Genomic DNA, 15,695 nt, shown 5'->3' on the forward strand with positions numbered 1-15,695 from the left:
CAGCCGCACCTCGACGAGGTCGTCCGGCCGGTGCCCGGGAGCGGGCTCAGCTGAAGGCCGCGGCGTTGCGGGCCGCCCAGTCGGCGTAGGCGCGGGGCTCGTCGCCGGTCAGTTCCCGCACGGCCGGTGACACGTCCGCGGCCCTGCCGACGAACGAGGCGAACAGGGTGAGGACCGAGTCCACGACCGCCGCCGGGGTGTGCGCGATCATCTGCTCGCGCGCCTGCTCGGGAGACAGTTCCTCCAGACGCAGGTCGCGGCCCAGGACCTCGCCGAGGATCCGGACCCGGTCGGCCGTCGTCAGCGAGGCGGGCCCGCTCAGCTCGTACGCCTTGCCCGCGTGCCCGTCGTCGAGCAGCGTCCGCGCGGCCACCGCCGCGATGTCGCGTTCGTCGATCGGCGCGGTGGCGGCCTCGGCGAACGGAGCGCGCACCACGCCGCCGTTCCTGACGCCGGGCGCCCACCGCAGGTCGTTCGCCATGAACGCGCCGGGACGCAGGAACGTCCACGGCAGCCCCGACCCAGCCACGGCCCGCTCGTGTTCGGCGTGGGCGCTGCCCAGCACGCCGGCCTGCTCCATGGTCACCGCCAGCGCGGACAGCAGCACCACGTGCCCGAGGCCGGCCCTCGCGGCCTCGCGCAGGAAGCCGTCCACCTGGCCGGCGGCCGGGAGCAGGAACGCGCGGTCCGCACCCCGCAACGCGACCCGCAGATCCTCCGCCCGCGACATGTCGGCTTTGACCACTTCCACGCCGTCGGGCAGGCCGGCCCGCTCGGGAGCGCGGCTGATCGCCCGGACCTGCTCGCCCGCCCCGAGCAGCAGCTCCACCAGATGACGCCCGACGTTACCCGTGGCGCCTGTCACCAGAATCACGTCTACCTCACTTCGGATATCCGAACTGTTTGGATATGGGCACTGTATCCTTTGACCGTGACGGACCCCGTTTCGCCCCCGCGACTGCCGCGGCCCGAGGAGGTCAGGGAAGCCCTTGGCTTCGTACCCCTGGTGGAGGCGTACTTCCGGCGGGCCCAGGCCGAGATGCCGGACCGGATGCGGGAGATCTTCCGCAGCCACGGGCTCACCGGCAGGCACGGCGCGGTCATCCCGCAGCTCACCGTCGAGCCGTCGCTCAGCGTGAGCGAGCTGGCCGACCGGATGGGCATGTCGCTGCCGACCGCGAGCGAGCTGGTGGGCGACCTCAGCCGGGCCGGCCTGGTCGAACGCCGGGAGGATCCGGACGACCGCCGCCGTACCCTGGTGTCGCTGGCCCCTGATCATCGGGCCATGGTCGAGGGGTTCGTCGCCCTGCGCGCCGCGCCGCTGCTGCGCGTTCTGGACAGCCTCTCGCCGTCGGACCGGCAGGGGTTCGTGGCGGGGCTGATCGCGTGGGCACACGAGGTGCGCAACTGGTGACGTGCGGTCCGGCGCTATGAAGGGGTCGCGCAGCGGGTGGCGAGGCCGTCCAGGAGGCAGTCGAGGCCGAAGGTGAAGCGCCGCTCGCTCTCGCGTTCGACGTCGATCTCGCCCGTGGCGGCCATCCGGCCGGCCAGCGTCGGGTGGCGTTCGGCGACCTGGCGCAGGTAGTCGGCCGCCTGCTCGTCCCAGCCGGAGCCGGTCCCGCTCATGCGGGCCAGCGTGTCGCGCCAGGCGACCTCCGCGATGACCGCGCCGACCACGTGGTCGTTGACGGCGGCCATGGCGGCGTCGAGGTCGGGGCCGGCGAACCCGGCGTGCTCCAGCAGGCGCAGCCCGGTCTCGGCCAGGGCGAGCGCGTTCGGGCCGAGGTTGGGCCTGACGGTCAGCTCGGACAGGGCCCACCGGTGGCGCAGCAGCATGGCGCGGTTGCTGCGGGCCAGCGCCGCCAGGCCGTCCCGCCAGCCGGACGTGCCGGGGCCGGCGCGCACCTCGCCCAGCACGCGGTCGAGGGCCAGTTCCAGCAGGTCGTCCTTGGTGTGGACGTACCAGTACAGCGACCCGGCGGTCACCCCCAGCTCGGTGGCGACGCGGCGCATCGACAGCCCGCGGTGACCCTCGGCGTCGAGGACGGCGACCGCCACCTCGACGATCCGCTCGCGGGTGAGCTGGCGGTCGCGCGGCGGCCGTTCGGGACGCAGCCACACGGACCCGCCGGGAGACTCTGACGACGGCACGCGATCACCTTACCCGGCTTGACGTCGCCTTCCCTCTCCCTATACAACGTTCAAGAGTGTTGAACGCTGTTCAAGGAGGAGTCGGATGCCCGCCCTGATGTTCCGCCCGAACGGCCCGCTGCCGGGCGAGGTGCACGTGACCGCGCTCGGCCCCGAGTCCGGGCCGCCGGCGCTCTTCGTGCACGGCTCCACGTGCTGGGGCGACGACCCGGTGTACGGGTTCGCGGCGCAAGGCCCGCTGGCCGGCCGGTTCCGCTTGCTGCTGATGGACCGCCGCGGCTACGGCGGCAGCCCGGACGCCGGGGACAGGTTCCCCGGCGACTACCTGGCCGACGCCGACGACGTCGCCGAACTCCTCGGCGCGGGCGCGCACCTGGTCGCCCACTCCTACGGCGCCGTCGGAGCCATGATCGCGGCGGCGCGGCGGCCGGAGGCGGTGCGCTCGCTCACTCTGATCGAGCCGGGCGGCTACCAGGCCGCCGCCGACCACCCCGCCGTGGCCGAGGCGCTGCGCGTCAACCGTGCCGCCTACGCCGAGCTGCCCGACCTGACGCCCGAGGAGTGGCTGCGGGCCGCCGCCGGCTCGACCGGCATGCTGGAGCCAGGCACGGGCGATCGGCGGCTGCGCGCCGCCGCCACGGCACTGCGCGAACGCGTCTGCTGGGAGGCCGGCCTCCCGCTGCCGGCGCTGCGGGCGGCGTCCTTCCCCAAGCTGGTCGTCTCGGGCACCTGGGAGGACGCCCCGGGGCCGTATCGGGAGCGCGGCGGCGTCCCTCTCATGGCCTGCGCGCGGGTCACGGCCGAGCGCATCGGCGCCCGGCACGAGCAGGTGCCGGGCAGCGCCCACTATCCGCACGTCGAGGCGCCGGAGCGGCTGAACGCGCTGCTCACCGCCCTCTGGTCCGGCGCCTGACCGCCCCCGGAAGCGTCATGGCCGCGCCGGACGGGCGAGCGCCGGCAAGCCGGGAAGAGCGCGGCCGGCGGGCCGCAGGGTCATCCCGGCGTGCAGGGATCAGCGGCAGACCGTGCCGGGCGCGGGAAGCGTCCCGGAGATCAAGTAGCGGTCGATGCTCCCCGTCGCGCAGGGGTTGCGCAGGTATGAGGTGTGCCCGTCGCCGTCGTAGGTCAGCACCTGCGCCCCCTTGATGCCCCTGGCCAGGCTCTTGGCCCAGGCGAGCGGCGTCGCGGGGTCATGCGTGTTCCCGACCAGCAGAACGGGCGGCGCCTGGGTGATGTGCACCGGCCGCTGCGGATTGGCCGGCGGGACGGGCCAGCCCAGGCATCCGGCCGTCATGTCCCAGAACTCCGACGTCCCGCGCATGTGCGGGGCCCTCCGGATGACGTCCCGAGCCCGCGTCCTGAGCTGCGGGAACGCGTTGATCTCCGGGTCGATGTCCTGGCAGAGGACCGCCCGGTAGGCCGAGGTCGTCGCAGGGTTGTCCAGCGCCTCGGCCCGCATCTGCCCGAAGATCACCGCATCGCCCTGCTCCGCCTGGACGATGCCCCGGGCCAGACCGCCGTTGAAGTCGGGGGCCATCGTGAGCATCGCGTACGCGACGTAGCGCAGTTCGTCCGCCGTCAGCGGACGCCCGCCGGTCACCGGGATCGGGCTTTGCGCCGCCTTGCGCACCAGCGCATCCCACACCTGCGGCACGGACCGGCCGTGCAGCTCGCATTCCTGCGTCCGCTCGCACCACCCGGCGAACCTGGCGAACCCGTCCTCCACCGCCGCCGCGGCATCGCGCACCATCCGGCGCGAGCTCATGCCGTGATCGACGATCCCGTCCAGGGCCATCGCCCGCACCCGGGCGGGGAACCGCCGGGCGTACTCGGCGCCGAGCAGGCTCCCGTAGGAGCGTCCCAGGTAGCTGATCCGCTCCTCGCCCAGCGCGGCGCGCACCGCGTCGAAGTCCCGGGCCACGCTGCCGGTGTCCATGTGCCGGATCAACGGCCCGCAACTGTCGCCCACGGCCCGGTTGTGCGCGACGAGCCGGTCGTACTCCCGCCGCGTCCCAGGGAACTGTGTGACGGCCGGATCGTGCACCGCCTTTCCGCATTGGAGCTGCTCGCTGCCGCCGACCCCGCGCGGGTCGATCCCGACGAGGTCGAACCGCTCGCGCAACTCCTCGGAGAAGTAGTACGGCGCCCAGTCCCGTACCAGGTCGGCCGCGCCCGTCCCTGGCCCGCCCGGGTTGTAGAACAGCGTCCCGATCCGTTGTCCGGTGGCCTTGCGTCGCGTCATGTTCAGCGAGATCTGCGGGCCGTCCGGCTTGGCCCAGTCCACCGGCACGGCGAGGCTGCCGCACTCGGCCCCTGGCTCCGTTCCGCAGGCTCGCCAGTCGATGGCTTCTGCGGTGATCGCACCTGCCCGGGTCGCGGCCGCGGGGGCCGCCGGGACCGCTGCCGCGATCAGCGCCAAGCCCGTGATGAGGGGGGTCCATTTCATGATCTGGATCGTCCCTCGCCGACCGGCCTCCGCCATCGGCCTTTCGGGCGACCGCATCGGCCGAACGGCCGACGATCCCGGGCGGTCCGTCATCATGTTGAACGTACGTACAAGTTGTACTAACGTTCAACATGATGAGAGCGAAGGGGAGCCGATGACGCAGCGAGAGTTCACGCGGGCGGGGGCGCGTCAGTGGGCGGGCCTGGGCCTGCTGGCCATGCCGACGGTGCTGCTGGGGCTGGACGTGACCGTCCTGTACCTGGTGGCGCCGAGCATGGCGGCCGACCTGTCACCGTCCGCCACCCAACTGCTGTGGATCATGGACGCCTACGGGTTCCTCGTCGCCGGGTTCCTCATCACCATGGGCACGCTGGGCGACCGGATCGGCCGGCGCCGGTTGCTGCAGGCCGGGATGGTCGCCTTCGCGGCGGTCTCGGTGCTCGCCGCGTTCGCCCCCACGGCCGAGCTGCTGATCCTCGCGCGAGCCCTGCTCGGCGTGGCCGGGGCGACGCTCATGCCCTCCACGCTGTCGCTGATCTCGAACATGTTCCCCGACGCGCGCCAGCGTGCCGTCGCGGTCGGCGTCTGGGCCACGATGTTCGCGCTCGGCATGGCCGCCGGGCCGATCGTGGGCGGGGCCCTGGTGGACTCCTTCTGGTGGGGAGCGCCGTTCCTGGTGGCGGTGCCCGTCGCCGTCGTCGTCCTGGCGGGGGCGCGCGCCCTGCTTCCCGAGTACGCGGCCCCGTCCGGCGGCCGGGTGGACCTGATCAGCGTCGGTCTGTCCCTGGCGGCGATCCTGCCGGTCATCTACGCCGTCAAGCACATCGCCTCCGAGGGCTCGGGCGGCCCGGCCCTCGTCTGCGCCGGGGCGGGCGTCCTGGCCGCGGTCGTGTTCGTACGCCGCCAGCGCCGCCTGCCCGATCCGCTGCTGGACGTGACGCTGTTCGGCAACCGGGCCTTCGTCGTGGCCCTGGGCGTGCTGCTCATCGGGCTGGCCGGGGTCGGGGGCTCGATGTACCTGGTCACGCAGTACCTCCAGCTCGTCGAAGGGCTCACGCCCTTCGTCGCGGGGCTCTGGATGGGACCGCCGGCGCTGGCGATGTTCGCCGCCGCCATCGGCGCTCCTCTGGTCGCCCGGCGCCTCCGTCCCGGCTCGGTCATGGGCGCCGCCCTGGGGGCGTCCCTCGCCGGTTACGCGCTGCTCGCCACCGCGGGGCTCGACGACGAGGTCCCGGTGTCGGCCGGTTTCACGTTCGTCTACCTGGGGCTGGGCGCCCTCGCCGCGCTGGGCACCGACATGGTGGTGGGCGCGGTGCCGGCCGCGCGGTCCGGGTCGGCGGCGTCGATCTCCGAGACGGTCCAGGAGCTCGGCATCGCCATCGGCGTCGCCCTGCTCGGCAGCCTCACCACCGCCGTCTACCGCGCCCGGGTGACGGTGCCCGAAGGGCTGACGCCGGAGAGCTCCGGCCCCCTCGCCGACAGCCTGAACGCGACCGCGGCGATCACCGGCAGCCTGCCGCCCGGAACCGTCGAGGCGGCCCGGCACGCCTTCACCAGCGGGCTCAACGTCGCTTCCCTGGTCGCGGGGGTCGCCATCGCCGCCGCCACGGCGCTGTGCCTGGCGATGCTGCGCCACGTGCCCCCGCTCGGGGCGGCGCAGCACGGCGACACCGACGGCTGAACGATGGTCCGACTATCCTGGGCCTCGTGCCGAGGAGCAGCAAGGACGACCCCGTCGACGGACGTCGCGCACGGGGCGAGAAGCGGCGCGCGGAGATCATCGAGGCCACCCTCGCCGTGGTCACCCGCGACGGCGCGGCCGGCGTCACCCATCGCACGGTCGCCAAGCAGGCCGGCACCACGACGTCCCTGAGCACCTACTACTTCGCCACCCTCGACGACCTGCTCGTCGCCGCCCTCACGACCGTCGCCGACGCCTACACCGCCCGCATCCGCGACATCATCGACACCCCCGGCGACAAGCTCAGCGGCCTGGCCCACCTCATCGCCGAGTCCGCCGGCCCCGGACGGGAACGCGCCCTGGCCGAACGCGAGCTGGCGACCCTGGCCGCCCGCCGCCCCGCGCTGCGCCCGGTGGCACGGCGCTGGCGGCAGAACATCGCCGAACTCGCCACCACGCTCACCGACGACCCCGCCGCCGTCGCCGCCCTCGTCGCGGCCTCCGACGGGCTGTGCACCGCGATCCTCCTGGACAACGTGCCCGCCGACCCCGACCACATCCAGGCCGTCCTGCAACGAGCCGTCCGCAACTGAGCGTCCAGGGACGCCGCTGCGGGCGGCTTCACGTCATGCGGAGGATGACCTTGCCGGTGGTGCGGCGGGAAGTCAGGGCGGTGAGGGCGGCGGCGGCCTGGTCGAGCGGGTATTCGCCGCCTACCATCGGGTGGACGCGTCCCGAGGCGGCCAGGGCGAGCAGGTCGTGCAGCGGCGCGGCGGCGGCGCTGCCGGGGAGGCGCAGGTGGGCGCCCAGCCAGTAGCCGCCGACGCTGATGTTGCGCTCGCTCAGGATCCCGGGGTCGACGGGGCCGGGGTCGATCCCGCCGGAGGTGCCGTAGGTGACCAGACGGCCGAAGGGGGCCAGCGCATGGGGGGCCGCCTCGAAGACGGGGCCGCCGACGGCGTCGAGGATCACGTCGGCCAGGGCGCCGTAGTTGGCTTCGCGGACGCGTTCGGCGTAGCCGTCGGCGTCGCCCGGGACGGCGGCGTCGGCGCCGAGCCGCAGGACCAGGGCGCGCTTGTCGGCGGTGGAGGCGGTGCCGATGACCCGTCCGGCGCCGAACTCCTTGGCCAGCTGGATCGCCAGGTGGCCGACGCCTCCTGCTGCGGCGTTGACGACGACGGTCTCGCCGGGACGGACCCGCGCAGCCGTACGCAGCAGGTGCCAGGCGGTCAGGCCCTGGACCAGGAGGGCGAGCGCGGCGCCCGCGGGAACGTCCTCGGGGATCTCGACCGGATCCTGCGCCAGCGCCCTGGTGGCGAAGGCGCCGCCGGCGAAGGCGAGCATGCGGCGACCGTCCGGGGCGCGGCCGACGACCTCGCTGCCCGGGACGAACGGCAGTCGCGGCGGCAGGTAGGTGCCGCGCAGGCGTTCGGCGTCGGCGAAGTTGAGACCGGCGGCCTCGACGTCAAGGAGGATCTGGCCGGGGCCGGGCGTCGGGTCGGGCAGGTCGGCGGGGGTCAGGACCTCGGGTCCGCCAAGGCGTTCTGCAACCATCGCTCTCATGCCGTCAACGCTAGGAGCCGCACGGTTGCGCAGGTAGCGGGCGGGACTTGTGGATGAGGCGGCATGCATGAAGAGTCTTCATGCATGCCGCGGCGGCCCGGCAGGGGGTCAGCGCGCCGCGTCGGGCATGCGGACCGTCAGGTACGGGTGCGGCTGTTCCAGCCACTCGCCGGTCAGCCGTGCTCCCGTGGTCCGGTCGATGACCGCGAGCATGGCGGCCGATCCGCGCCAGTCGACGGACACAGGATTGTCGGTGTCGTAGGGGATCAGGACGGCTCTGGGCGACGCCGGCTCATGGAGCTGGTACGGCGCGCCCCCGCCGAGCCGGACGGCGAGCTGGTCCAGAGGCAGTGCCTGTCCGCTGTCGGGGCTGCCCGGGGTTCACGCATCGCTCCTTCGCTCGCCGGCGCCGCGGCGGGACGGACCGGTTGGGGCGAGCAGCCGGTCGACCAGCCCGTCGAGGTAGTCGGGGGTGAGCGGGCCCGCGCCGAACAGGACGCGCATGTAGATCGGCGCGAGGAGATGGTCCAGCACCTGCAGTACGTCGGGCGGCTCCTCGCCGCGGCCGCGGGCGCGGTCGAGGACGGCCTGCAACTGGCTGGTCCGGTCGGCCAGGAGCTCGTCGCGCGCCTTGAGGCCCTGCTGACCCTCGCCTGACAGCGCGAGGGTCAGCCGCACCAGCGCCAGGCCGTCGGGGCCGGTGACCTCGCGGGCCACGTTGGCGGCGTGGGTGCGCAGGTCGCCGGCCAGGCTGCCGGTGTCGGGCATCGGCGACTGCGTGTTGAGCCGGGTCAGCAGCACATCGCTGAGCAGGGCCTGGAGGTTGCCCCACCGGCGGTAGAGGCTGGTGTCGGCCACGCCCGCGCGGGCCGCGATGTCGCCGATCGTGAAATGCCCGTAGCCGCGCTCCCTCACCAGCTCGGTGACGGCTTGATGCACTGCCGCGCGGACCCGGGCGCTGCGCCCGCCGGGCCGCTTGGCCCGTCCCTGCTCATCCATGCGTCCACCTTAACGCAGTTGGGACTTGCGTTAGAGCCTTGGAAGGTCTACCTTAACGCAGTCACCAACTGCTTTTAGGAGAGATGTACGTGAGAGCGTTGCTCACCCTGACCTGCGCAGGTCAGTTCATGGTGCTGCTCGACAACACGATCGTCGGCGCCGCCCTGCCCGACATGCAGCAGCGGCTGCACACCGGGCTGACCGGGCTGCAGTGGATCGTCGACGCCTACGTCCTGCTGGTGGCCATGCTGCTGCTGTCGGGCGGCGTCTTCGCCGACCGGTTCGGACGGCGGCGGGTGTTCCTGGCCGGGGTGGTGGTGTTCACGGCCGCCTCGGTGGTGTGCGCGCTCGCGCCCTCGCTCGGCTGGCTGATCGCCGGACGGGTGCTGCAGGGCGTCGGCGCCGCGGCGCTGAGCCCCGCCTCGCTGGCACTGCTCACCGCCGCGTATCCCGGCCCGAAGGAGCGCGTCAGAGCGATCGGGTTGTGGGCCGGGTTCAGCGGCATCGGCCTGGCCGCCGGGCCGCTGGCGGGCGGCATCCTGGTGGAGTCCTTCGGCTGGCCCGCCATCTTCCTGGTGAACGTGCCCATCGGGGCGGCCCTGCTGCTGGCCGGGTGGCGCGTGCTGGGGGAGTCCCGCAATCCGGGCGCGCCGCCGATCGACGTCCCCGGCACGATCCTGTCCGCCGCGGGCGTGGGCGCCGTGACCTACGGCCTGATCGAGGGCGGTTCCCGCGGCTGGACCTCGCCGGTGATCCTGGGCGGCTTCGCCGCCGGACTGGTGCTCCTGGTGGCGTTCGTCGTGGTCGAGGGCCGGGTGCCGACGCCGATGCTGCCGCTGCGGCTGTTCCGTCAGCGGCTGTTCACGGTGTCGAACACGGCGATGGTCGTGGTCGGGTTCGCGCTGATGGGGTCGTCGTTCTTCTTCTCCCAGTTCTTCGTCTACGTCCAGGGCAGCTCGATCCTGGTCGCCGGGTTGCAGACCTTGCCCGTCTCGCTGGCCATGGTGATCGTCAGCCCGTACGCGGGCCGGCTCGCGGCCAGGTACGGCTTCCGTGTCGTCGCCGGCGTCGGCCTGGCGCTGGCCGGGCTGGGGCTGCTGGCGCTGGGCTTCGTCCACGCCGACACCGGCTACGGGAACGTGTGGTGGCGGCTGGCGGTCGTCGGCGCCGGGTTCGCTCTCACCATGTCGCCGCTGACCGGGGCCGCCATCCAGGCGGTCAGCCCGCAGGAGGGCGGCCTCGCCTCGGGCGTCAGCAGCACCACCCGGCAGATCGGCGCGGTGCTCGGCGTGGCGGTGCTCGGGGCGATCGTGCACACGCGGGAGTCCGGCGGCGCCTCGTTCGAGTCCGGCCTCGACAGCGCCTTCCTCGTGGCGGGCGCCGTGACGCTGGCCTGCGCCGTCCTCACCGGCCTGTGGCTGACCGCGGCCCGGACGCCGGGCGGCGTCCAGGCGAAGAGCCGGGAGGCCGAGCAGTCGGCGAGCGTCCGGTGACGGCTCGTCCCGGTCGGCTTGGTTGAGCCGCTCGGCGTGAGGCTGCCGGGCTCCGGAGTGTCAGTGGGGTCTGCGACCGTGTGCGCATGGGTGAGCTGGTCGAGCGGGTGGACGAACAGGACCGCGTGCTGGAGGTCGTGGAGCGCGCGGAGGCGGTGCGCCGGCGATGGATGCATCGGATCGCGACGACGATCTGCCGCGATCCGGCGGGGCGGATCCTCGTGCTGCGCCGAGCCGACGGGCATGTTCGCTTTCCCGGCCACTATGACGTGATGGTGGGCGGCGCCGTGGGCGTCGGCGAGTCGTACGAGGAGGCGGCGGCCCGCGAACTGGTCGAGGAACTGGGTGTCGGCGTCCCGGTCCGATTCCTGGTCAAGTTCCTGTTCCAGGGCGGGATGGGCCCCGTCTGGTTCGGGGTGCACGAAGCTTTGATCGCCGAGCCGTTGACTCCGGACCCGTCCGAGATCGCCTGGCATGCCTGGGTCACGGAGCCCGAACTGCGGACGGTGGTCGATCGAGGGCCTTTCGTCCCAGCCGGACAACAAGCCCTGCGCCGGTGTCTCGGCCGCTCGGCTCGGTGACCGGGAGACGAAAAGCCTGCCCGCCGGCCGTCATCCCACCTTTCAGCGTTACCCGCGCACCGCCGCACGCGGCCGGGTTCGCCGTGTCTGGCGGTTGAAAGCGCGTTGCAGGCGGTCTGCCGCTCAATAGTGCTCAAGTCCGCATACAACAGGAGGTTCCGATGAACCGCAGCTTGCGCACCCTGTTCGGCCTGACCGCCACCGCCGCGGCCATCGCCCTGACCGTCCCGGCCATGAGCGGCGCCGCGAACGCGTCGCCGGCCTCGCCGTCCGGCCTCAACGACACCAGTCACGCCCACGATCTCGCACAGGCGCGCTCCTTCCTGTTCACCTACACCTTCAACAACCATCTCAAGGTCGCCGGCGGCAATTTCACCGTCGACCGCCGCGTCTTCGTCGCCGTCAAGTTCAACAACGGCGTCACCAAGTTCTCCCGGTGGGTGATCGCCCGCACCCACCCCGTCACCCCCGGCGGCGCCGTCTACGTGGAGACGACCATCGCCGCGCCCTGCTCGGGAAGCAAGAACGGCTACGCGCAGGCCTACGACGAGGCCACCCGCACCTGGTCGCCGCGCCTGCCGGTGACGATCTGCCAGCGCATCGACTGACGGAGGAGATCCGCCAGGTCGCTGAACGGCACATCTCTGCGGCTTGACTGACGATCGGGGCGCGAGGGCCGCTCCGGTACTGTGACGTCGCATGACCGACACCGAGATCGTGGTCACCGCTGACCTGGTCCGTGACTTGCTGCGGGAGCAACATCCGGACCTCGCCGGGCTGGCCGTCCGCGAGGTGGCGGGCGGCTGGGGCAACCAGATGTGGCGCCTCGGGGACGAGCTGGCCGTGCGCATGCAGCGCATGGACCCCACCCCGGAGCTCCAGCTCAAGGAGCGGCAGTGGCTACCCGTGCTGGCCCCGCGCCTGCCGCTGCCGGTGCCGACCCCGGTGCGGTTCGGCGAACCGTCCGCACGCTTCCCCAAGCACTGGACCGTGATGACGTGGGTGGCCGGCGAGCCGCTGGACCACGGCTCGATCAGCAGGGGCGACCACGCGGCCGACACGCTGGCGGGCTTCCTCAGGGCGCTTCACCGGGAGGCGCCCGCCGACGCCCCCGTCAGCGCGGACCTCGGCGCTCACCCCAAGAGGTGCACGAGCGGCTTCGAGCAGTTCCTGCAGGCCATCGACCCCGACGCCCTCGGTGACGTCGGCGCCGTCCGTGCCGTGTGGGCCGATGCGGTCGCCGCCCCCGAGTGGGCGGGCCCGCCGGTGTGGGTGCACGGCGACCTCCATCCCGCGAACGTCGTCGTCTCGGACGGAACGCTCTCGGGCGTCGTCGACTTCGGTTGCCTGTTCGCCGGCGATCCGGCGTGGGACCTGGCCGCCGCATGGGTCCTGCTTCCCGAAGGCACGGCCGCGCGCTTCTTCGACGCGTACGGACGTGCGGACCAGGCGGCGATCCGGCGCGCCCGCGGGCTGGCCGCCATGAAGAGCCTCTTCCTGCTGCTCATGGGGCAGAGCGGCGATCGGGGTCATCCCGGCGGCAAGCCGCACTGGGGGCCCGCGGGCCGCGCGGCACTTGATCGTGTGCTGAAGGGCGTCTGACGCGCACTTCCCGCCCGCGCTCTCGATTCGTGCACTTGCTCGCCGTCCATGCCACAACCGCCCTCGTCGCGCAGCCCAGGACACGCGTGAAGACGACTTCGACGACTGGCACCTGGTCTTCAGGCGTCAGCGGGGGCGCAGCGGAAGCGGTCGCGGTGTCGGGTGGCCGCCGCCGCGGGCGGCAACAAGGAGCAACCGTTCGCCGCCGTGCTGACCTGGGCGCTGCAAGCTCGCCGAGGCAGTGCCGCTGGACGAGGCCCTGGCCGGCGACCTGCCGGAGTACGCCGGCCGGGTGTACGACTACCACCGTGAGCATCCGCAGTTCATCCGCCTGCTGCACTGGGAGGGGCAGCACCGCTGCCGACCTGTCTGAGCGCGGCGTTGTGCCCGATGTCACGGGCGCGCAGGTCGTCGTGGTAGGCGCGGACTTCGGGGTCATGCAGGATGGCGCAGCCGGCTTGGAGGTGGAGGGCGTCGACGAGACGGTCGTTGTGCACGAACCGGGCGTGGACGGTGCGCATCTTGCCGGATCGGCGGGTGATCGGGATGGTTCCGGCGTAGTTCTTGCGTGCTTTGGCACTGGCGTTGCGGCCGGGGCGTCCCCGAACTCGGCGAGCACCCGGGCGCCGAGAACGACCCCAAGACCGGGCTGGCTGAGGATGACCTCAGCGTCCGGGTGCCGGCCAAAATGCGCCTTGACCTCGTCTTCGAGGGTCTTGATCTCGGTGTTGAGGGTAGTGATGACCACGACCAGGGCCCGGACCTTCGAGGCGTGGGCGGTGGCGACCAGGCCGGCCTGGCCCAGTTGCTCCGAGCGCAGCACGTTCTGGATGGCCTGGGCCCTGGCCGGTAGCTCCCGTTAGGAGCAGGTGACCAGGACGATGGATATGACGGTGCAGGTGGCCGAGGCGCTGTCATTGGCCGGGTTGGGGTCGGCGGGGGTGCTGGTGGTGCGCACTCCGGTGACGGTGACCTGGCCCAGCGACAGCAGCGACAGCGGGATCCGGAAGGTCTTGTCCACCGACGCTCCGCTGGCGATGGCGCCGTAGGCGCAGGTGACGGTGGTTCCAGCGCTGGTGCAGCCGGTCGACAGGTCGCTCGCCGACGCGCCGGTCGGCAGGGTCGCGGTCAAGGTGGCGGAGGCGAGCGGGCTGGGGCCGGTGTTGTCTGCGGTCAGGGTGTATTGCAGGTAGGGGACCAGGATGCCGAGGTGGGGCTGAGCGCCCAGGTTCACGTCGATGTCGGCGGCGGCCACTGTGGTGTTCCCGGCGTCGCTGTTGTTGGCCGGGTCAGGGTCGGGTTCGGTGCCGGAGACGGTCGTGGTGGCGGTCAAGGTGCCGACGGCGGTGGGGGTGACGGTGATCGTGATCGTCGCGCTGGCGCTGGCCGCCAGGGTGCCGAGCGGGCAGGTGATGGTCGGCGCGGCGATCGCGCACGAGCCCTGAGACGGTGTCGCCGATCCGATCGTGCGGGCCACACCGGACAAGGTGGTGACCGCGGAGACGCCGGTCGCCGAACGGGGCCCGTTGTTGGCGACGGTCACGGAGTAGGTGACAGGCGTGCCGGGGGTGACCGGGTCGGCCGAGTCGGTGACGGTGACGGCCAGGTCGGCCCCGGGCGGGGTGTAGGTGATGGTGATCAGGCCGTTGCCGGATCGCACGCCGGTCTGGAAGACGGCCCCGGCCGGGCCGTAGCCGCTGCCTCCGCCACCGCCCGCCGAGGCCCTGGCGTAGGTCGGAGCGCCGGCGTATTCGCCTCCACCGCCCCCACCGCCGCCGTACCAGCCGCCTCCGCCGCCGCCTCCGCCGGCGCCGGAGGGCCCGCCGGGCACCTCCGCGCCTCCCGCGCCGCCCGTACCGGCCGTGCCGTCGGCTCCGGCGTCGGCTCCGTAGCTGCCGGCGCCGCCGCTTCCACCGGCCGAGGATGTCCCTCCGCCGCCGGGGTCGGACCCGAGGCTCGAGCTGCCGCCGGGGGCACCGGCGGCACCGCCTCCGTCCCCTCCGGCGCCCGCGGCGACGCGGGTGTAGTTGCCACCGCCGCCACCGCCGCCGGCCACCAGCACTCGGTCGTCCAGGCCGTAGCCGGGGCCGGTGCGCACGTCTGAGGCGCCGCCGCCCGCGCCGCCGTCGAGGTACCCAGAGAAGTTCCCGCCCTTGCCGCCGGGGCCTCCGCCGCCGTAGCCGCCGGTCCCTCCGACGTTGATCTGGAGCTCCTGCCCGGGGGTGACGGCCAGGGTGGCCTTGACCTCCCCGCCCAGGCCGCCCGCGCCACCCGGGGTTTCGCCGGGCCCGGCCTGGCCCTGGGCGCCGAACGCGTCCACCTCGATCGAGGTCACATCATCCGGCACAGTGAACCTCTGCGGGCCACCGGTGTAGGTGAACGTCACCGTCGTGTCGGCCTGGGCTGCCGGGGCGACCGCGGCCAGGCCACCGGTGGCCAGCGCCAGAGCCAGCGCGCCCCGCAGGGCCAGCCTGGTCAGACGGCCCTGCGGGCTGCGCCCGCGCAGGGAGATGTTCGTGGTCGAGGGCATGAGGAAGGACTTCCCTTCGGCTTCGCCGCCTCGGCCGCCCGGTCCCTGTCGGACCGCGCTGCACAGCCGGGCGCCCAGACACGGCGGCGCGCACCTGCCCGGTGTCCCCGAACCCCGACTTTCATCACCGAACAGAACAGTTCAACGCCATGTCACGGTGAAACTCTCATCGATCATGTGGGCGCGACAGTCACCCGTCCGCGCACTAACCGCTGTCTTCTCTGGCGAATCATTAGTCACCCCACGCTTATAGCCTTTCCGTCTTGTCTGCGCTAAAAGCCGCCTATCGGGTCGTACAAAGATGAAAGAGGAGGAGTCGCGCTATCTCCGTAAAACCGGGAAAAGCCGGGTCGGCGGCCGCAGCCGCCAAGGGCGAGAAAGGTGCAGTGACGCCTATGACCTGTGACGTTGCCCGTTCGATTTCGGCGTACGCGGTTTGACCGGGAGGGCCGCTGCTACAGGTACTGGCCCGCCTCAGCGCTGTCCGCGGACGTGGTGCCCTCCAGCCGGGCTGGGATACGGGAGTAAACAATCGCGGCACCCGCTCCGAACCAGTTTGTTGTTCTGGTCAGTGGTCGGTGATGAGCGCGTCCAGGGCGGCGGCCTTGTCGGCTTCGGTCGGCAGGGCGTAGCGGCGGGTGGTGTCCAG

At 72.8% G+C, this 15,695-nt stretch carries 18 protein-coding genes; 10 read left to right on the top strand and 8 right to left on the bottom strand.

Translation table 11 applies throughout. From position 1 onward, the window contains the following. Positions 1 to 46: 46 nt before the first annotated feature. Entirely contained in the window at positions 47 to 874 is an 828-nt protein-coding gene (locus ACIBST_RS46820) for an SDR family oxidoreductase (RefSeq protein ID WP_397179924.1), read from the bottom strand. A gap of 57 nt (positions 875 to 931) precedes the next feature. Here ACIBST_RS46820 and ACIBST_RS46825 point away from each other — a divergent pair, with 57 nt between their 5' ends. After that, complete coding sequence (locus tag ACIBST_RS46825) at positions 932 to 1,414, top strand: MarR family winged helix-turn-helix transcriptional regulator (protein WP_397179925.1); 483 nt, start codon at positions 932 to 934, stop codon at positions 1,412 to 1,414. A 14-nt stretch (positions 1,415 to 1,428) separates the two neighbouring features. Here ACIBST_RS46825 and ACIBST_RS46830 read toward each other — a convergent pair whose 3' ends face one another. Then, positions 1,429 to 2,151 carry a TetR/AcrR family transcriptional regulator C-terminal domain-containing protein gene (locus ACIBST_RS46830; protein ID WP_397179926.1) on the bottom strand — a complete coding sequence of 241 codons (723 nt, stop codon included), beginning with the start codon at positions 2,149 to 2,151 and terminating at the stop codon, positions 1,429 to 1,431. 85 nt (positions 2,152 to 2,236) lie between these two features. Here ACIBST_RS46830 and ACIBST_RS46835 point away from each other — a divergent pair, with 85 nt between their 5' ends. Continuing rightward, positions 2,237 to 3,064, top strand: coding sequence for an alpha/beta fold hydrolase (locus ACIBST_RS46835; protein ID WP_397179927.1), 828 nt, complete (start codon positions 2,237 to 2,239; stop codon positions 3,062 to 3,064). Between the two features lie 99 nt (positions 3,065 to 3,163). On the opposite strand, the gene ACIBST_RS46840 is transcribed toward ACIBST_RS46835, so the two are convergent. Beyond that, positions 3,164 to 4,597 (bottom strand): alpha/beta hydrolase, encoded by a 1,434-nt coding sequence (locus ACIBST_RS46840; protein ID WP_397179928.1) that lies wholly within the window; start codon positions 4,595 to 4,597, stop codon positions 3,164 to 3,166. A 154-nt stretch (positions 4,598 to 4,751) separates the two neighbouring features. Between ACIBST_RS46840 and ACIBST_RS46845 the strand changes: the two genes are divergently transcribed. Continuing rightward, complete coding sequence (locus tag ACIBST_RS46845; protein ID WP_397179929.1) at positions 4,752 to 6,278, top strand: MFS transporter; 1,527 nt, start codon at positions 4,752 to 4,754, stop codon at positions 6,276 to 6,278. 26 nt (positions 6,279 to 6,304) lie between these two features. Beyond that, entirely contained in the window at positions 6,305 to 6,871 is a 567-nt protein-coding gene (locus ACIBST_RS46850; protein ID WP_397179930.1) for a TetR/AcrR family transcriptional regulator, read from the top strand. A gap of 28 nt (positions 6,872 to 6,899) precedes the next feature. On the opposite strand, the gene ACIBST_RS46855 is transcribed toward ACIBST_RS46850, so the two are convergent. The 3 genes from ACIBST_RS46855 to ACIBST_RS46865 all read right to left on the bottom strand — a co-directional run bounded on the left by ACIBST_RS46855 (position 6,900) and on the right by ACIBST_RS46865 (position 8,840). Then, a complete protein-coding gene (locus tag ACIBST_RS46855) occupies positions 6,900 to 7,841 on the bottom strand; it encodes a zinc-binding alcohol dehydrogenase family protein (protein WP_397179931.1) in 942 nt (313 codons plus the stop codon). A 108-nt stretch (positions 7,842 to 7,949) separates the two neighbouring features. Further along, the gene (locus ACIBST_RS46860) at positions 7,950 to 8,084 is read right to left on the bottom strand and encodes a hypothetical protein (protein ID WP_397179932.1); all 135 of its coding nucleotides are present in this window, start codon (positions 8,082 to 8,084) and stop codon (positions 7,950 to 7,952) included. Positions 8,085 to 8,222: 138 nt separating this feature from the next. Next, positions 8,223 to 8,840: a TetR/AcrR family transcriptional regulator gene (locus tag ACIBST_RS46865; protein WP_397179933.1), complete on the bottom strand. Its 618-nt coding sequence runs from the start codon at positions 8,838 to 8,840 to the stop codon at positions 8,223 to 8,225. Between the two features lie 89 nt (positions 8,841 to 8,929). On the opposite strand from ACIBST_RS46865, the gene ACIBST_RS46870 reads away from it, so the two are divergent. The 5 genes from ACIBST_RS46870 (at position 8,930) to ACIBST_RS46890 (ending at position 12,889) form a co-directional block, all read left to right on the top strand. Then, positions 8,930 to 10,333: an MFS transporter gene (locus ACIBST_RS46870; protein WP_397179934.1), complete on the top strand. Its 1,404-nt coding sequence runs from the start codon at positions 8,930 to 8,932 to the stop codon at positions 10,331 to 10,333. 86 nt (positions 10,334 to 10,419) lie between these two features. Further along, entirely contained in the window at positions 10,420 to 10,914 is a 495-nt protein-coding gene (locus ACIBST_RS46875; protein WP_397179935.1) for an NUDIX hydrolase, read from the top strand. A 161-nt stretch (positions 10,915 to 11,075) separates the two neighbouring features. Next, a complete protein-coding gene (locus ACIBST_RS46880; RefSeq protein ID WP_397179936.1) occupies positions 11,076 to 11,522 on the top strand; it encodes a hypothetical protein in 447 nt (148 codons plus the stop codon). A 91-nt stretch (positions 11,523 to 11,613) separates the two neighbouring features. Beyond that, complete coding sequence (locus tag ACIBST_RS46885; RefSeq protein ID WP_397179937.1) at positions 11,614 to 12,516, top strand: aminoglycoside phosphotransferase family protein; 903 nt, start codon at positions 11,614 to 11,616, stop codon at positions 12,514 to 12,516. A 241-nt stretch (positions 12,517 to 12,757) separates the two neighbouring features. Beyond that, positions 12,758 to 12,889 (top strand): hypothetical protein, encoded by a 132-nt coding sequence (locus ACIBST_RS46890; protein ID WP_397179938.1) that lies wholly within the window; start codon positions 12,758 to 12,760, stop codon positions 12,887 to 12,889. Here the strand turns inward: ACIBST_RS46890 and ACIBST_RS46895 are convergent. After that, on the bottom strand, positions 12,840 to 13,064 hold the full coding sequence (locus ACIBST_RS46895) for a hypothetical protein (protein ID WP_397179944.1): 225 nt from the start codon (positions 13,062 to 13,064) through the stop codon (positions 12,840 to 12,842). The two genes, ACIBST_RS46890 and ACIBST_RS46895, sit on opposite strands and share 50 nt — an antisense overlap. 192 nt (positions 13,065 to 13,256) lie before the next feature. On the opposite strand from ACIBST_RS46895, the gene ACIBST_RS46900 reads away from it, so the two are divergent. Further along, entirely contained in the window at positions 13,257 to 13,379 is a 123-nt protein-coding gene (locus ACIBST_RS46900; protein WP_397179939.1) for a hypothetical protein, read from the top strand. Here the strand turns inward: ACIBST_RS46900 and ACIBST_RS46905 are convergent. Then, positions 13,376 to 15,046 (bottom strand): CARDB domain-containing protein, encoded by a 1,671-nt coding sequence (locus tag ACIBST_RS46905; RefSeq protein WP_397179940.1) that lies wholly within the window; start codon positions 15,044 to 15,046, stop codon positions 13,376 to 13,378. The genes ACIBST_RS46900 and ACIBST_RS46905 overlap by 4 nt on opposite strands. Between the last annotated feature and the right edge of the window lie 649 nt (positions 15,047 to 15,695).

It is taken from the genome of Nonomuraea sp. NPDC049684, assembly GCF_044465345.1.
In the GTDB taxonomy this organism is placed as follows: Bacteria; Actinomycetota; Actinomycetes; order Streptosporangiales; family Streptosporangiaceae; genus Nonomuraea.